At 37.9% G+C, this 16,707-nt stretch carries 23 protein-coding genes; all 23 read left to right on the plus strand.

The window, feature by feature from the left end:
* Positions 1-2 precede the first annotated feature (2 nt).
* Entirely contained in the window at positions 3-578 is a 576-nt protein-coding gene (locus tag BUB32_RS07620; RefSeq protein WP_072968833.1) for a hypothetical protein, read from the plus strand.
* 218 nt (positions 579-796) lie between these two features.
* On the plus strand, positions 797-1,132 hold the full coding sequence (locus BUB32_RS07625) for a hypothetical protein (protein ID WP_072968835.1): 336 nt from the start codon (positions 797-799) through the stop codon (positions 1,130-1,132).
* Positions 1,133-1,285: 153 nt separating this feature from the next.
* A complete protein-coding gene (locus BUB32_RS07630; protein WP_072968837.1) occupies positions 1,286-2,275 on the plus strand; it encodes a helix-turn-helix domain-containing protein in 990 nt (329 codons plus the stop codon).
* Positions 2,276-2,323: 48 nt separating this feature from the next.
* On the plus strand, positions 2,324-3,010 hold the full coding sequence (locus BUB32_RS07635) for an HD-GYP domain-containing protein (RefSeq protein ID WP_072968840.1): 687 nt from the start codon (positions 2,324-2,326) through the stop codon (positions 3,008-3,010).
* Positions 3,007-3,264 (plus strand): UPF0175 family protein, encoded by a 258-nt coding sequence (locus BUB32_RS07640; protein ID WP_072968843.1) that lies wholly within the window; start codon positions 3,007-3,009, stop codon positions 3,262-3,264. Before BUB32_RS07635 ends, BUB32_RS07640 begins: the two co-directional genes overlap by 4 nt.
* Complete coding sequence (locus BUB32_RS07645; protein WP_072968846.1) at positions 3,257-3,724, plus strand: PIN domain-containing protein; 468 nt, start codon at positions 3,257-3,259, stop codon at positions 3,722-3,724. The genes BUB32_RS07640 and BUB32_RS07645 overlap by 8 nt, the downstream gene beginning before the upstream one ends.
* 53 nt (positions 3,725-3,777) lie before the next feature.
* Positions 3,778-4,815 (plus strand): ParM/StbA family protein, encoded by a 1,038-nt coding sequence (locus BUB32_RS07650; protein WP_072968894.1) that lies wholly within the window; start codon positions 3,778-3,780, stop codon positions 4,813-4,815.
* Positions 4,812-5,000 carry a hypothetical protein gene (locus tag BUB32_RS07655; RefSeq protein WP_072968848.1) on the plus strand — a complete coding sequence of 63 codons (189 nt, stop codon included), beginning with the start codon at positions 4,812-4,814 and terminating at the stop codon, positions 4,998-5,000. The genes BUB32_RS07650 and BUB32_RS07655 overlap by 4 nt, the downstream gene beginning before the upstream one ends.
* Positions 4,997-5,266, plus strand: coding sequence for a hypothetical protein (locus tag BUB32_RS07660; protein WP_072968850.1), 270 nt, complete (start codon positions 4,997-4,999; stop codon positions 5,264-5,266). The genes BUB32_RS07655 and BUB32_RS07660 overlap by 4 nt, the downstream gene beginning before the upstream one ends.
* A gap of 301 nt (positions 5,267-5,567) precedes the next feature.
* Positions 5,568-5,855 (plus strand): hypothetical protein, encoded by a 288-nt coding sequence (locus BUB32_RS07665; protein ID WP_072968853.1) that lies wholly within the window; start codon positions 5,568-5,570, stop codon positions 5,853-5,855.
* Between the two features lie 23 nt (positions 5,856-5,878).
* On the plus strand, positions 5,879-6,415 hold the full coding sequence (locus tag BUB32_RS13410) for a hypothetical protein (RefSeq protein WP_234949247.1): 537 nt from the start codon (positions 5,879-5,881) through the stop codon (positions 6,413-6,415).
* 270 nt (positions 6,416-6,685) lie between these two features.
* Entirely contained in the window at positions 6,686-7,060 is a 375-nt protein-coding gene (locus BUB32_RS07675; protein ID WP_234949248.1) for a hypothetical protein, read from the plus strand.
* A complete protein-coding gene (gene mobP3 / locus BUB32_RS07680) occupies positions 7,057-8,316 on the plus strand; it encodes a MobP3 family relaxase (RefSeq protein ID WP_072968858.1) in 1,260 nt (419 codons plus the stop codon). Before BUB32_RS07675 ends, mobP3 begins: the two co-directional genes overlap by 4 nt.
* Complete coding sequence (locus BUB32_RS07685) at positions 8,306-10,138, plus strand: VirD4-like conjugal transfer protein, CD1115 family (protein ID WP_072968860.1); 1,833 nt, start codon at positions 8,306-8,308, stop codon at positions 10,136-10,138. Before mobP3 ends, BUB32_RS07685 begins: the two co-directional genes overlap by 11 nt.
* 12 nt (positions 10,139-10,150) lie before the next feature.
* Positions 10,151-10,393, plus strand: coding sequence for a hypothetical protein (locus tag BUB32_RS07690; RefSeq protein ID WP_072968862.1), 243 nt, complete (start codon positions 10,151-10,153; stop codon positions 10,391-10,393).
* Between the two features lie 45 nt (positions 10,394-10,438).
* Positions 10,439-11,305 carry a conjugal transfer protein TrbL family protein gene (locus BUB32_RS07695; protein ID WP_072968864.1) on the plus strand — a complete coding sequence of 289 codons (867 nt, stop codon included), beginning with the start codon at positions 10,439-10,441 and terminating at the stop codon, positions 11,303-11,305.
* 5 nt (positions 11,306-11,310) lie between these two features.
* Entirely contained in the window at positions 11,311-11,610 is a 300-nt protein-coding gene (locus BUB32_RS07700) for a PrgI family mobile element protein (RefSeq protein ID WP_072968866.1), read from the plus strand.
* Positions 11,607-12,239, plus strand: a complete 633-nt coding sequence (locus BUB32_RS07705) for a TraC-like domain-containing protein (RefSeq protein ID WP_072968879.1) — start codon at positions 11,607-11,609, stop codon at positions 12,237-12,239. The genes BUB32_RS07700 and BUB32_RS07705 overlap by 4 nt, the downstream gene beginning before the upstream one ends.
* A 5-nt stretch (positions 12,240-12,244) precedes the next feature.
* Positions 12,245-14,032 (plus strand): VirB4 family type IV secretion system protein, encoded by a 1,788-nt coding sequence (locus tag BUB32_RS07710; RefSeq protein WP_072968881.1) that lies wholly within the window; start codon positions 12,245-12,247, stop codon positions 14,030-14,032.
* Positions 14,032-14,943, plus strand: a complete 912-nt coding sequence (locus BUB32_RS07715; RefSeq protein ID WP_072968883.1) for a M23 family metallopeptidase — start codon at positions 14,032-14,034, stop codon at positions 14,941-14,943. Before BUB32_RS07710 ends, BUB32_RS07715 begins: the two co-directional genes overlap by 1 nt.
* A gap of 16 nt (positions 14,944-14,959) precedes the next feature.
* A complete protein-coding gene (locus BUB32_RS07720; protein WP_072968895.1) occupies positions 14,960-15,568 on the plus strand; it encodes an LpqB family beta-propeller domain-containing protein in 609 nt (202 codons plus the stop codon).
* Positions 15,552-16,097 (plus strand): SAF domain-containing protein, encoded by a 546-nt coding sequence (locus BUB32_RS07725; protein ID WP_072968884.1) that lies wholly within the window; start codon positions 15,552-15,554, stop codon positions 16,095-16,097. The genes BUB32_RS07720 and BUB32_RS07725 overlap by 17 nt, the downstream gene beginning before the upstream one ends.
* 5 nt (positions 16,098-16,102) lie before the next feature.
* Positions 16,103-16,707: CpaE/TadZ family protein (locus BUB32_RS07730; RefSeq protein WP_072968885.1), on the plus strand; the 605-nt coding region annotated here is incomplete at its 3' end.

Here is a 16,707-nt window from a genome sequence, read left to right on the forward strand (position 1 = left end):
AGATGATGATAAATAAGAAAGATAGTACAAAAATAAAAAAAATTATTATGAAATCATTTCCAGTTATTATTTCGTTTGGGATAAGTTATTTAATAGTGAAGAATATTGAAAGCGTTGCTAAAGGAACTGTTGCATTTATTAAAGATGATTTCGTATTGAATTTTTTTATTGTACTACTTAGCTTAGCTATTGCAGTTATCGCTTTATTATATTCAAATGTGGAAAAAATAAGAGAATCATTATATAGAGTATTTAAAAACAGAGAAGATATTGACATTGGTAAGTTGGAGGAGAAAATAGCAAGTATTTTTAGAGAATTAAAAGGAGATACTTTGTTTATTTTCTTATCATTAGTTGTAAGCTGGGTCGCAATTATTGTAAGAGAAGTAAAGGAAATAGATATTATGATTTTTAATATTAACAAGAAAGAACTTTGTTATATAATAGAAATGAATTCTATAATATTAACACTTTATGCACTATGGGACATAATTTTAACTCTTTTCAAATTGTCAGAGGCTTCACAAGAACTTTCGCAACGTCTATTTAATTTTGATATCAGCAATAAAAATAAATAAAAGTTCTTATTCATCCAATCTTATCCAATAAAGTTTCACAGTCGGAAGGGGATGAAAACTTGAATACACTTTACACTGCCGGCCTAGCTGCCGGCATTTTCTTTGGCATAGTTTTGGGACTAATAATAAGCTTTGGTATTTTAATCAGCTCAAAAGAGTATGAAAGCAGGTAATCAGGTAATGAATGTGAGCAAAATGAAATATAGGAGGTATTTATTGTGATAAAGGGAATACAGAAAATATTTTTTATTATTTTACCTATGCTGATTATTGTTTTTCCGTTAGCTACACTAAAGAATGTGTATGTGAATTTTATTTTTGTTAGTTTACTTAATTTTGTTACAGTACTTTCGATATTTCATGATTTAAAGATTATGGTAAAGAATATAAAAGCAATTCAGAAAAGAAATAATATAAAATTTTTGTTGTATGTTATAATGATAGCTGCAGGTATTTTAGCATATTTAATCGTTTTTTTGTGGCTTGTGTGGTGTTTTATTGGTGCTTTGTATATAAAGGGAGTAATTTTAATTAATACTAAAATCTCAATATAAGCCCACTTTAGTTTTGCAACTATATTATCGAGAAATAATACTAAAAAATTGATAACATGTATTTCATTTAATAAAACACTACCCTGAAAAATTCCTGATAGAACCCCTTCGGGAACCTATCAGGAATTTTTCAGTTATAAGGAGGTTGTCTTCATGTTTTCATCAAATTTTACTGCCAGATTTGGTGAGGTTATCGTCAGAAGTGGAATTGCCAGCATCCCTGATGCTGTCTTTTCTTTTCAGAAAGAATTAGGGCTTTCTGTTGGAGAGTGCTGGTTTATAGCACAAATTCTGCGCTTTAAATGGACGACAGAACTGCCTAAACCTTCTCTTAAAAGAATGGCTGATTATACAGGTGTTTCTATTGCTACTCTTCATAATTATAAAAAATCACTTATTCAAAAAGGTTACCTTCAAGTAATTAATAGGACAGACGAACAAGGAAGGCAAACAACAAATTATTACGATTTTACCGGCCTTTTTGAAAAAATTGTGGAACTGCTTTCCTTAAAGGCTGAACAAGAATCCAATCCATTTGAGGAAAGTCTTCCAGAGTATGAAGAAGAAGAGGGTAAAAATTTTTTACAGGGAGGGTATAAAAATAATACCCTCGGGGGTTTAAATTTTATACCCTCGGGGGTAAAAAATTTAAACCCCTACAAACAGAATAATAAAGAAACAGAAGAATATGAAACAGAAGAATATATAAACAACAACCCGCCTAACGGCGGAACAAATTCCCAGCCTTCGGCTGGGGTTGTTGTTGAAATAAATGAACAGTATAAAAAAATCACAGGGAGAGATAAACTCTCCTTTTTTGCTGCTCTTTTAGAGGTATATCCTGCAGAGAAGATAATGAACGCTGTAGCTTATTTAGAGAAAGCAATGCTGCGAGGGAAAATTGATAATCCAGAGGGCTTTCTCATCTCTGCTCTCAGAGAAAACTGGGATATACAGCCTCTTGAACATAAGACTCAAAAAGAATTTCCTACTCCTAGAAATTATTTCAACAGCTACACACAAAGGACTTACGATGTAGAAGAGCTGGAAAGGAGGCTCCTTGAGCATAGTAGAAGAGAATTTTTATCTAGTAATAAAAATCCCTCGGAAGGAGGTGAAAAAATACTATTCGATGATTCGTGAAATTAGGTACTTTCCTCTTCTTTACTCTTTCTCTCTGGAGGTGTTTTTGTGGAATTTGCACTTTTGGTATTAGATTATGACGGCTACTATAAGCTTGAAATTGCTGGAGGCTACTGTGACGGAAACTGCAGTGTATGCAGAAAATGCACACACAACAGAAACATTGTCACGCTCATCAGAGAAGAAAACGCAGAGTTTTATCAGAAGTATGTTTTAGACCACCAAACAAGAACTGCTGAGTTATGTAAAAAAGTATCAGAAGCTTTTTCTCTTGACGAAGGCGAAAAAAGAATTCTCATTCAATCTGCACTGCTGCACGACATAGGAAAACTCCTGATACCTTTTAAAATTCTCTCAAAAGATACATCTCTTTCACCTTTTGAAAGGCGAATAATGGAGTTTCACCCTTCAAGGGGTGCGGAGTGGCTCAGAGAAAGAGACTTTCCTGAGGAAATTGTAGCTATCATTGAAGCTCATCACGAAAGAGTGGACGGTTCAGGCTACCCTTACGGACTAAAAGGAGATGATATACCTTTCTTAGCAAGAGTTTTAGCTGTATGTGATGCTTTTGAGGTAATGATAAGCGGCAGGCACTATAAACCACCTAAGAGTATAAGTGAAGCTTTAAATGAGGTTAAAAGAGAAGCAGGCAAGCAGTTCGACGAAGCAATAGTAATTACTTTTGTTGAAATGTGGTATAATGAAGTAAAAGAAGAAAAGAAGGTGGTTGTATGAAGATAACAGGGAAAATAGAAATTCCAGCAGAAATACTTTTAAGCCTTAAAAAAAGCGAAGATGAGTTTATAACTGAACTAAAAAGAACAGCAGCAGTTAGGTACTACAAAGAGAAGAAGCTTTCTCTGGGTCAGTGTGCTGTCCTTGCTGAAATGAGTGAGGAAGAATTTATAAAATACCTCTCAAATTTTGATGCAGGTATCTTCTCTTTCGATAACAAAGAAGAACTTCTGGAGGATATAAAAAATGCGTAAAGTTGTCGCTAATTCGACACCTTTAATAATTCTTTCAAATATCAACAAAATTAACATTTTAGAGCAATTGTATGGAATAATATATGTGCCTTCTGGTGTTTTTGAAGAGGTAAACTTTGGTGGAGATTCTGAGAATTATGATTTTATTAAGGTAGTAAATATCAGAAACAAAGAAGCCAAGCAGTTTTTCCCTGTAAGTCTACACAAAGGTGAGATAGAGGTAATGATTTTAGCAAAAGAAATTAATGCTGATTTATGCATAATAGATGACTACCTTGCAAGAAAACATGCCAAAAATTTAGGATTAACTGTGACAGGTACGCTGGGAGTTCTAATAAAAGCAAAAGAAAATGGAATTTTAAGAGAGGTAAAGCCACTACTGGATGAAATGCTAAATAAAAAGTTTTATATTGACAGAAAACTATACAATGAGGTCTTAGAAATTTGTGGAGAAAAGTAAATGCGCCGATTAAGGCGTTTTTTATTTTTGCAAAAAAAGGAGGCGGAGTTCGAATGTTTAAAATAGGGCTTGACTTGGGATATGGGTATGTGAAAGGGGTAAATGAAGCAGGCAAAACTGTCCTTTTTCCCTCGCTGGTTGGGAATGCGTATCAGAGAAATTTAATAGGGCTGTTTGGGCAGAATCTAAATAATCTCATTGAAAACATGCACGTAGTTCTGAGAAATGGGAAAGAAGGGCAGGAAGAATATTTTATTGGGGACTTAGCAAGAAGAGAAGGACGAAATGTAAGCTATGCCTTTGATGAGAATAAAATAAATCATCCTAACACAAAAGCTGTCCTTGCCAGCGCTTCAGCTCTTTTATTTCCTCCAAATGATGAACCTGTACACATTGTGTCAGGCCTTCCTTTGGAGCAGTACATCCATCAAAAAGATGAGCTTAAAGAAATGCTTAAAAATTTTAAAGCAATGGTGGAGTTTAAAGGCTACAACATCTTAAAAATAGTCAAATTCGACAGGGTAACAGTTTTTCCTCAAGCTGCAGGAGCAGTGTACTATGCCATAATGGATGACCTGCAGAAGTACCTAATAAAGGGAAGCTACATAGGGCTCATTGACATAGGCTACAGAACGACAGACTATATAGTTTTTGTTATTGATGGAAAGCTGTCACTTAGAGAAGACCTTTCGGGTACTTTAGACATAGGCATGTCTCAGTTAAGCAACGCTGCTGATAAACTGTTTACTCAAAAGACTGGCTCTAAGCTTGATATACCTGAGCTCATTCAGCTTGTGAATGAAGGAAGCATATTTTACAGAGGGAAGGTTTTGAACTTTGAAAAAGAGTTAAATGAGGTAAAGCTTGAGATATCTCGTGTAATACAAGACAGAATAAAGGCTGTGTGGGGAAGTAAGCTGGACTTCTTCAACACAATTTTTTTAGCAGGAGGTGGAGCAGTAAGCCTATTTGACAGCTTAAAGAACCTGTATGAAAACACAGTGTTAGTGAAGAATTCTCAATTTGCCAATGCAAAAGGATTTCTTAAAGTAGCCGAACTGGAGGAGAAAAAAGAGAGGGATAGAGAATGACAAAAGAAAAAGAGCTGGATTACAAAGGCGCATGGGAGCTAATGAAACAGATGGTTGACTACTACACGGGAGAAAAGAAATATCTCACAAGGAGAGAAATAAAGTACATCATACGAGTGTGCGAAAATAAAGATGAGAAAGTTATTAAAATTTTAGACGATGACAAAGGAGGAGCAAAAGCATGATAAAAATAACACTTCCCAAAAAGAAAGGCATGAAGGAGAAAATGTATGAAATATGGGATGAGCTAAAGCTTACCGGCCACATGCTTATAGAACAGAAGGATAAAAGCTATGTGGTTACGCTTGAACCTGAAAGAGAAATTTCTCTAAGCTTAATTAAGCAAAAACTCCCTAAGGAAGGCATAGTGGAAGAAGTAAATTTTGCTAGAGGCAGCATTGCGGAGGAAGATATGTTTACAGACACAAACCCAGAGGAAATGGACGCTTAGAGACTGCTTTTTCTGAATTTGTATTACAACCACTTTAAAATAGTGTTTACACCTTCTAAGCCTTATATTATTTAACCTGCAAGGCTTTATTTTTATACTTTGTACTACACCTTTAATTAAGTATGTGTTTACACAACTAAATCCTTGAAATAACTGCTTTTACAAAGCTTTATTTTTAATTTTGTATTACATCTTTAAGCAGTTTAAAATCGGGGTTGTAATACAAATTTACAGTTTACCCCTTCTCCCCTACTCTTCTAATTGCTTTTGAAGGTGTAAACATAAATGGGAGTGAAGTAAATTGAAAGTCTACAGCTTCCGCACAAATAAAGAAGATAAGGACATTGAGGAGCTTCTTGAATCACTAAAGGAAGACAAAAGCCAGTACATAAAAAATGCCTTACGCTTTTATAGAGATTTTGGAGCCAAAATAGCAAAAATTGAAGCCATATTAGAAAAATTAGAGCACTCAGGGGTACAAGCACAAATACCACCACAAACCTTAGAACATGAACAAGATGCTGGAAGTGAAACTTCCGATGATGAAAGAGTTCTCCTTGAAAGCCTAGAAGATATTTTGTCCCTTTAGATAAACTTACGGGAGGTGTAAAGATGAAGAAACTTTACTCTATTTTGAAACCTTATGACAGCTGGTGGAATGATGAAGGAGAAGAGAAAAATTTAGAGGCAAAAAAGGCTTTACAGGAGTTTTATAAAGAACTGAAAAAGTTAAGACCTTCTAAAAAGTATGAGAAAAATATAGTTCACTTTTCATATATTCCGTACCTTCTTAAAATAAAAAAAGCTCTCGACGAGAGAAAATACATGAGGGCATGTAACGAACTAATCTCACTAATGCACTATGAACCTTTTCTTCAGAGGAGAATTTATTACAACGTCCTTAAACTTTTAGAAAAAGAGGTTATATACAATTCTTACGACTTTCAATATGCCCTCGAGTTTACCAATCAAGTTCTAAAAGATGAGACAAAAAAAGAAGACAAAATTCGGATGATAAACTTTATCCTTGATATGATTAGAGAGGATTTAAGGTGCCAGGAATTAGAAGATAGTTTAATAGATTTTCGCATAGAAGTTATACGTGAAATCTCAAAAATAAAGCATCATATTGAGAAAGATGCTATCTAAAACCACCTTTGCAGTATGCAGGGGTGTTTTTCTATTTTTCAAAACCTGCTAAGCTTTTATGCTTTGTTTTTATAATGCAGGATAAGGCGCACAGCGCACGAGACCGACACACAACAGGCAGAGCCTGTTGGATACTGTAAATAAGAGAAACGCACTTCACACCGCTTTTAAGAGCACAAAGCAGTAAAAACGCAGTGTAAAGTACTTAAAAATCTTGATATTACTTATTTTATCAGTAATGCTTTTAAACAGTAAGGTAAAAAAGGAGGTGTGCTTTTGAAAAAAGTAACAGTTTATCTTTCAGAAGATACTTATGAGGTCTTAAATAATTTATCTTCCAGAAGAAAAGAATCCATGTCATTGATTGCGAGAAAAATACTTGAAAAAGGATTAAAAGAAGAATCTGCACAAGACGGCATAGACGCCGTAACCGAAGCAGTGCGCAAAGCCATGAGGGATGTGCTAAGACCTACAGAAGATAGATTAGCCAAGCTCATGGCCAAAGCAGCAGTAGCAGCAGCAACGGCAATGTACATGAATGTGCAGACCATAGCAGATCTGGGAAAGCACAATGCTGTCGAAATTTACAACGAAGCGAGAGTCAAGGCTGTAGCCTACCTAAAAGAAAGAGATGATAATGAATGACGGCCCCTTTTGTGATGAAAGCAAGTTTTTATCTGCCTACACATGAAAATCAGGCTAAAAATGTTGCACATCTTTTGTATATAGGAACTAGATCTGGTGTAGATAAAGGTGAATTTAATGAATTGGAAGAGTTAGATGCAGGAAATAGATATGCAGAGAAAATACTTGCAGAATATGACAAGCTAGATGATTTCATTGATAATTTTGAGATAGATACTGCTGGCACTCCTGCAGGACATGTAAAGTATATGGATGAAAGACCGGGAAGCCATGGGCTTTTTAGCTCTGATGAAAATGTTAGTTTAAAAGAAACAATGAAAGAATTAAGTAAGCATTCAGGTGTTGTTTGGCGCTTTATCCTTTCATTAAAAGAAGAAGATGCCGTAAAGCTTGGATATACAACAAGAGAGTCATGGGAAAAGGCTCTTAGAGCTACAATATCAGATGCAGCGGCAAAAATGGGCATTTCGGAGTCAAATCTGAGGTGGGTTGCTGCCTTTCATCAGGCAAAAGGACATCCACATGTACACGTAGTTATGTGGGAAAAAACACCTCAGAGACGTCTAGGAAGACTTTCAAAAGGTGAGGTAAAGGACATAAAAAAAATATTTTTAGATGAAATATACGCAAAAGAAAGACTTGCACTTACAGCAGAAAAATCCGCTTTAAGGGATTTAATAAGAGATACAGCTAAAAGAGATATTTCAGAAGTGTTGAAGGAAGTCAAAAAAGCAAGAATAGAAATAAGAGCACTAAACGGAGAAAAACCCGGTCTCCCCCCTACCCTTGACCAAACTACAAGAGAAGAGCTTTTAGAAAAACTAAAAGAGCTTTCAACGATTATGCCGTCTCATGGGCGTATTGCTTTTGCTTACATGCCTTCTGAAGTAAAAGAAAAAGCAAAAGAAATTGCTGACTGGCTTTTAAAGCAGCCCGGCTTTTCTCAATCTGTTGAAAGATATAAAGACCTTGCCAAAGAGCTTGCCAGTCACTATACATCCAATCCAGAAGTTTTAGAAAAAGCAGCAGACAAGGCTTATGAAGACATACAGAAGAGAACAGCTCAGATTGTGTTAAAAGGCGCAGCAGCACTTCAGAAAGACCCGTCAAAAGTTATAAATACTGTATGGCGCTCAGCATGGAGAGCTTTAGAAAGAGAAAGATTAAGGGCAGAAGCAGAGGCCAGTATTGCAGCTCAAAAAGAAATGGAGAGAAAAAGAAGAATGACAGAAAGAGGTGAAAGCCGTGAGGTTTAGGGCTACACTGGCAGTTCTAATTCTCATGCTTGATTTTTTATTTGCACCTTTTTTATTAATCTTTCCACTCTATGCTAAAGATTACGGCTTTAAAGAAGGTCTCCCTAAGTGGGAGGCATATATAAAAGAGAAGCCTTTATCGGGAATATCTTTACTGCTTAGAGAAGATGTGAAAACCCCATGGCTGTGGCTTCAGCCTGCTGTTTTTGCGGCTTTAGTTTCTGTGCTCTTCCCTATCTATGGAAGGAGGAAAAGAAAAACTGATGAGCTAGGGCTTCCTGAAGCTGCAGGAAGAGGAGAATATGGAACTGCAAGATGGAGAACAGAAAAAGAAATATCAAAAACTTTTACTGTGTGGAATCTACGCAACAACAACCCCCCGAAAGGGGGCTTTATTGTAGGTTTTAATCCTTCTACTTCAAAAGCATGGCTCGATACAGGAGATACTCACTGCTTAGTTATTGGCTCAACAAGAAGCGGTAAATCAAGAAGAATAATACTACCAACGATATGGGCTCTTGCAAAAACAGGAGAAAGTATGATTGTATCTGACCCTAAAGGAGAACTGCATAGCTACTCATCAGAATATCTAAAAAAGCTTGGATATAAAGTTATTCTACTTGACTTAAGAAATCCATATCGAGGCAATCAGTGGAATCCTGTTTTAGAAGTGGCTGATAAGCTTGAAGCCGGTGATTATTCTGCTGCGAGTCAGAGCGCATGGGACATAGCAAACATAATAACAAATCAGCAGCCTCACATAGGAGTGGACCCTATATGGCCTCAGTCACAGGAAAGCCTTACTGCTGCTTTAATTTTAGCTGTGGCTTCTTCTGCGCCACATGAGGCAAAACATTTGGGAAGTGCTTATGAGATGCTCCACCGTCTAGGCACAGGTGGAGGAGAGCTTTTAGACAAATACTTTAAATCACTTCCAAGGGAACATCCTGCAGCCTTAGCCTATGGAGTCGCTGCTCTTTCGGAAGATAGATTAAGAAGTTCAATATTCACAGGAACAGCAGCACAGCTAAGGCTCTGGAGCGACCCTGCAGTTGTTTATCTTACATCAAATCAAGACCACGATTTAGATGCTGTAGGGAAAGAAAAAACAGCAGTATTCATAGTTATCCCCGATGAAAGAAGCACACGAAACGTATTAGCAACACTTTATATTTCCCAAGCCTATCAGTCTTTAGTTGACCTTGCAAATAAGAATGGAGGAAGACTTGCGCAAAGAGTAAACTTTGTTTTGGACGAGTTTGGAAACCTTCCTCCAATACCTGACTTTGATAAGAAAATTACTGTAGCAGCAGGTAGAAATATGAGGTTTTTATTAGCGGTTCAGGATATCTCAATGATTAAAGCAAAGTATAAAGAGCTCGCTCAGACAATCACAGGAAACTGTGCCACATGGGTGTATATACTGACGACAGATTTAGAAACAGCAAAGATAATAAGCGGTAAAACTGGACAGTACACAATAAGGACAGAAAGCTACTCTTCGCAAGTTAAACATACTGATTATAGCCATGGAACATCAGAAGGCTTAACAGGGAGGTCTCTACTTACTCCCGATGAAGTCTTAAGGTGGCCTCAAGACAGAGCACTTATACTTCAGGCAAGGCAGAATCCCGCATGGCTTCCCCTACCCGACCTTTCTAAATGGCCTGCAGCAAAAGATTTAATTCCTTCTGCTTTAGAAGAAATTAAAAAGGAGGTGGTGTCAGTACCTACATGGATACCTGATATTAGTCTTTTAGCAGAAGGTAAAAGTAAAGAAATTGAGAGAACTAATGAGAATTTATTATCAAAATTAAGATAAGGAGGAGATTTTATGCCGAGTTTTGTCTCTGGTGCTGTTAATCTTTTAAATGATGCTCTTACGTGGATTTTATATCTCATTCCTGCTGCTTCAGCTGCAGCCATAGGATACCATGCTTTAATGAAGCAGATGGGAGATGGCGACCCTGCTGTTACTGCAGCGCACAACAGGTCCATAAGGAATATCCTAATCGGCGGCGCAATAGGAATGAGCGCAGCTTCAATTGTTAAGGTATTTTTATCCTACTTCAAGTAATTCTAAAGGGTCGGTATAATCCGGCCCTTTCTGGAGGTGTTTTTCTTGTTTGCTGCAATAGAGAACATGATTATGAATGCTGTAAATAATTTTTTCACGAATATACTGGATTCTCTCCTATCCCTTTTTGTCTCATTCTTAGGAGATGAGATGGCACTGGCTTTAAAAATCTTAAATACACCTTATGTAACTAATGCAATTTACCTTACAAAAATAGTAGCAGGTACTCTTTTAGGAGTAAAAGTAGCTGCTGAGGCGTTAAAGGCATACATTTTATACAGCTCAGGAGATTCATCAGCACAGCCTTTGGAGCTTCTTAAAAGAACTGCTTTTGCTGCTCTAATGATTTCAGCAGGCCCTTGGGCAGTGACGACAGTGTATGAGTGGGGTACAGAGCTTGCAAAAGCTGTAGCGTCTTTACCTTCAACACAAGTGGCCAATCCTACCGAAGGAATTAGCACAATTCTCCAGCAGCTTTCGTCTTTTTCTTCTGCTGTTATTTTTATTGCCCTTACAGCAGTAGTTATATGGATTCTAATTCTCATTCAAACAGGCATAAGAGCTGTGGAAGTTGCTTTTCTGGCAGTGTCTGCTCCAATTATGGCAGTAGGGCTGACAAGACCTGATGAAGGTGTGTGGTCTGTGTGGTGGAGAGAGCTTGTTGTTTTGTCTTTATCTCAGGCTGTGCAGACTTTTATGATTAGGGGTTTTCTTTCAACAGGAGTTAATATGCAGTTCAGTTCACCTATTCTGAATTTACTAATGCTCATAGGCTGGCTGTGGGTTGCATTTAAAACTCCTGCTGTTCTAAGGCAGTTTGCATATCATTCAGGTCTTGGCTCTGCAATAGGACATGCAGGGCAGACAGCAGGCAGTATGTATATAATGAGAAGAATGATTTTAAGAGGGTGATGTGATTGTATCAGGTGCCTAAGAATATTTCTGCAAAGTTTGAGTTTTTCCCGGGCTTTGGCTTTAAAGAGCTCTTTTTTGTACTTGCAGGCCTTTCACTAGGCATTTTTGTCTATTTGATTTTATCTATCTTTACTCACTCTCCTGCTAGATACTTAGCAGTGTTTATTTTTACAGGTCTTGCTTATTTTCTGGTTATTCCCGGACCAGATGGAAACAGCGTATTTAGTTTAATCAAATACTATCTAAATTGGACTAAAAAGCAAAAAAGATACCTTTATGTGCAGGGAGGGTATACGAATTGATAGGAATTTTTAAGAAAGAGAAAACTTCAGGAAAAGATAAAGCCAAAATAGAAGAGCAGAAAAGAAAGGCTGTTCAGGAGTGGCTTCCTGTAAAAGATGTTGCAGAGGATATGATTTTGTTAAAAGACGGTCGTTATGTGTGTGTCTTAAAAGTTATGCCTTTGAACATCAGCTTAAAAAGCGAAAATGAAAAGAAAAGAATTATACAAACAGTTTATGAAGCTTTAAACGGCTTTAAGGATTCCATGCAGATATTTTCTATAGGCAGGCCAGTAGACCTTGACTCTTACATCAGCTACCTTCAAACAAAATCTAAGGAAGAGACAAACATAACCAAAAAAAGATTACTTCAGGAGTATCTAAAATATGTCGCTTCTATTGTCACAAGCGGTGAGGCAATAGAAAGACGCTTTTTTATTATGCTCTCAGGTAAAGAAAAAGAAGAGCTTAAAGCAAAAGCCCACGAGCTTGCCACCAATCTTGAAAAGTCAGGTCTAAAAGTAGAGTTAGCGCAGGACCAAGACATAATAGACCTTCTTTTCAGCTTCAGCCATCCTTCTCAGTCAGCATTTGAAAGAGCGCCAGCTTTTAATGGACCATACTTACCACCCATTTTTAATGCGAGGTGATTTATATGAAGAAAAAAGAAGTAAATGTGCTTACAGGCTTAGTAGATATGATTTCACCGCAAGCTCTTGAGTTTAATGCAAAACAGATTGTTTTTAACGACCAGCTTGCAAGAGTTTTAGTCATTTCAGGCTATCCTCCTAAAGTTTCTGCTGCATGGCTTTCAAGAATCGCAGGAATGCCGGGAGTGGTATGTTCTGTCCACATTGAGCCTACTGACCCTACAGACTTGATAAACAGCTTAAATAAAGCAATTGGTGAATATGCAGGAAGGCTTGAGATGGGAGGAAACGCCCTCACAATGCAGAGGACAGAGCAGGCTTTGAAAGACGCAGAAGAGCTTATGAGAAAAATAGACGAAGAACAGCAGCAGGTGTTTTATGTTACAGTGGTTCTTATGGTTTTAGCTTCCGACCAGCAGGAGCTTGACAGAAGAACACGTCAGGTTGAGGCTTCTTTAGCTGCTTCAGGTATGAGAGGAAGAGTCCTTATATTCCGCCAAGAAGAAGGATTAAAAGCAGCAGGCCCCTTCTGCACGCTGCCGGATGAGGTGATTGATGCAGGAGCAAGAAATATGCCTGCTGAAACTGTTGCTGCCTCCTTTCCTTTCACTGCTTCAGGAATAAATGATGGAAGCGGAATAGTCTTAGGCAAAGATAGAGATGGAGGCTTAGTGCTTGTAGATATATGGAAAAGGGGAGGAGACAGGCCCAATTCTAATATTACTATTCTTGCTAAATCAGGCGCAGGAAAGAGCTTCACTGCTAAGATGCTTCTTTTAAGGGAATACATGCAGGGAAGCAGAATCATAATCATAGACCCTGAAAGAGAGTACAAAGACATGTGTAATAAGCTTGGAGGAGTATGGATTAACTGCACAGGTGGAGAAGGAAAGATAAATCCATTGCAGGTAAGATTAAGGCCTGTTGAAGAGGAAGAGGAAGAAAAGCAAAACACATCTTTTCAAAGTCCATTAGCTCTCCATATACAAACTTTAAGGACTTTCTTCAGCTTATACCTCAGAGACTTAACAGATACAGAGAAAGCAGCTTTAGAGGATGCATTAGTAGAAGTGTACAAAGAGGCAGGAATTACATGGGATACAGACCCTAAAAGCGTTCCTAATGACAAATGGCCTACTGTGAAAGAACTTTATGAGTACCTTGTTAAAAAAGCAGAAGAAAATCCCGAAGCTTACGGAAGGCTTGCAGTGCTTTTAAAAAGAGCAGCAGAAGGAGCAGATTCATACCTTTGGGCAGGCCCAACTGCTGTAGAAGCTGATTCTGATTTTATTGTGTTTGATGTTCATGATCTCCAGAATGCCGAAGACCAAGTTAAAAGAGCACAGTACTTCAATGTCCTTTCTTTTGCATGGAACATTTTAGAGAAAGACAGAAGAGAAAGAACCGTTTTAGTTGTGGATGAAGCATGGATGCTTGTTGATCCGCAAACGCCTCAGGCAATTGCATTTTTGAGAGATACATCAAAGAGGATAAGGAAGTACAACGGAAGCTTAATTGTCATAAGCCAGAACGTTATAGATTTCTTAGCACCAGAGGTGCAGAGATATGGGCAGGCTCTTTTAGATAATCCGGCGTATAAGCTTCTCCTTGTCCAAGGAGAGAAAGACTTAGAAGCGATAACAGCTCTTATGAACCTTTCTGAAGCAGAGCATGACCTTCTCGCAAACGCAAAAAGAGGAGAAGGTCTTTTTGTTGCAGGTACACAGAGAATTCACATAAAGATTGAAGCAGCACCTTATGAAATGCAGTATTTAACCGGAGGCGGAAGCTGATGAATGTTTTGGGAAAAGCCCTTCTCACTCTTCTCCCAGATAATTTGGAGAGCATTTTTAAGTTTGCTCTTCTTTTTATTGTTGTTCCTGTTTTAGTGATTACTGTAATTTTTGCAGGACCCATCACTGCTTTTGAAAAAGTTCCGCTTATTACTGCAGAGCAGTTAAAATGGTACATCGACGCAGCAGAAAAAGTTAAAGAAGAGTTTAAAATGGGTCCTGACTGGAAGGAGCTTGTTGCTATAGACGCTGTAAGGTTTAAGCAGGACTTTTCTAAAGCTACTCCTGAAAGTGCATACAAGCTTGCTTCAACGTTTGTGCAAAATGTAGGAGAGGTTGTTACAGAAAATGGACTGCACTTTCCGGTGTACAAGCTTCTGAGCTTAGATGAAGTATTAGACATGCTTGACTTCACAGAAGAAGAAAAAGACAAGGTTAAGGAGTTTTTTGAGTTTCTCAAAAATACAGATATTTCTTCTTTGCTTGATTCAGGAGTGCCTGAAGGATGGGTGCCTGCTGAGAAAACTCTCAAATGGCCTGTGCCGGGGGTGTATAACATTACCTCAGGGTTTGGCCCTCGAATTGACCCGGTACATGGAGTAGAAAGATTTCATGCAGGTGTTGATATAGGAGCACCAACAGGGACTCCTGTCGTTGCCGCTTTAGATGGAGAAGTAGCCTATGCAGGATGGAATGACGGCTACGGCTTAGTTGTTTTTATATGGCACAACAACAATCTAGAGACAAGATATGCTCACTTATCTTCCATAGCAGTAAAGCAGAGGCAGATTGTTAAAGCTGGTGATGTGATTGGATATGTAGGCTCTACAGGAAAGAGCACAGGCCCTCATTTGCATTTTGAAGTAAGAATCGGAGGAAAAGCTGTAAATCCACTTGACTTTTTTAAATAAGAAAGGAGGTTCAGGCTTGCTTATTTCACTTATTGCCACAGGAGAAACAGCAGAAAAAATAAAAGAGTCTATAAGGCAGACAGGCGAAGTGGTTTTTGAATATATTGGAAAGTTAGATGGTGAGAAAATCAAAGATGTGTTCTACTCTGCTTCAAGAGTTCCTTCTGATGTCTTGGTTGTAGACTTAAAAGCTTTAGATGAGAAAGAAGCTGTTCCTGCACTTCAAGGTTTCAGAATTGCAAGACCTACTACAAGGGTAGCTGTTATTGTCCACGACAGAAAACCGGGAGATGTATTGGTTTCTTCAATAGTAAGCCTCGGTATATATGACATAATAACAGGCGGTAAAGACACAGACTGGGGTGAAGCAGTGAAAAAAGTCCTCCTATCTCCTCCTGCAGCCTACACTCAAGCTGCAAGATGGCATACAGGAGCGTTTGACATTTCACTCCACACTGAGAAAGGAAGAAAAGAGCCATCAAAGGAGGTTGAGAGGGCAAAAAAGCAGATAGAAGGTATAGCAAAATTTTTAGGTGAAAACTACCGGTGTACCGATTTAAATGAGGGTCTTTTAAAAATTGAACAGCTTCTAGTAAAGGAGGTTCTTTATGAGCAGGATTATTAAGATTGCTTTAATAACAGCTGCTGTTTCTGCAGCCTTTATGCTTGTGTTTATGCAGAATATCCAGAAGACAGAAAAGGTGGTTGTTGTGGAAAAAGATATACCTGCAGGCACTGTTATCTCAGAAGATGCAGTAAAAATAATTGATGTGCCTGCTTCGGTAGTTAACCCTAACTATGCCAGAAGCCTATCCGATGTTGTGGGAAAAGTTGTGAAGGAAGGAAGAGTAAAAGGAGACTTTATCCCAATTGAAATTTTAATTTCAAAAGATACTCAATCCTTAGGACCCGATCATGCTGTAATAACAATTCCTGTAACTTCTGTAGAAGCAAAAACGCTTCAGTCAGGAGACACAGTAAGCTTTATAGTCTTTGACCAGACAGGCTCTAAAGTTCTTGACGGCTTTAAGGTAATCTCGGTTGTGAAGGAAGACTCCGATAAGGCAAGCTTAATTCTCAACGCAGATTTAAACTCTGCAGCACAGCTTGTGCCGTACTTAAAGCTTAATTCATTCAAAGTAGTAAGAAGGTGATGAGAATGGTTATTACAGTATTCAGCCCAAAAGGCGGTGTGGGAAAGACCACAATTGCTTTAGCTCTTGCAAAAGTGCTGAGCGAAACAAACAAAGTGAGTGTTTTAGAGTGCGACTTTTCTCCCGGAGATTTTGTGTCTCTCCTTGATTTAGACAAAGAGAAAAACATAGTCAATGCATGTCTTGGAGACTATAAAGCCTGCCTTCAGAGACCTCAGGGAGAAAAATTTGATGTCATAGTCGGAGGATTCCCAGACATGCAGGAAAGCTTAAAGTATGGAGATGTAGAAAAACTTATTGACAGCCTTTCAAGTGAATATGATTATGTCCTGATAGACTTACAGCCTCAGATTTCTGAGGTTACTGTCCCTGCCCTTTTAAAAGCCGACAGAGTTTTGTTTGTTTTAGAAGATGACATATCAGCAGTCTCACGGACAGTTGGAATGCTTGAGTACTTAAAGCTGCACGGCTTTTTAGATGTAAATAAAGCTTGTGCCGTAATTAACAAGGTAAAGGGAAAAAAAAAATACATTACTGCTGTAGATTTAGGGATACCGGTCATTTATGACATCCCTTATATTCGAAAATTGAGTGAGTACAGGGATAAGAA

Source organism: Thermoanaerobacter uzonensis DSM 18761 (assembly GCF_900129115.1).
Taxonomy (GTDB): domain Bacteria; phylum Bacillota; class Thermoanaerobacteria; order Thermoanaerobacterales; family Thermoanaerobacteraceae; genus Thermoanaerobacter; species Thermoanaerobacter uzonensis.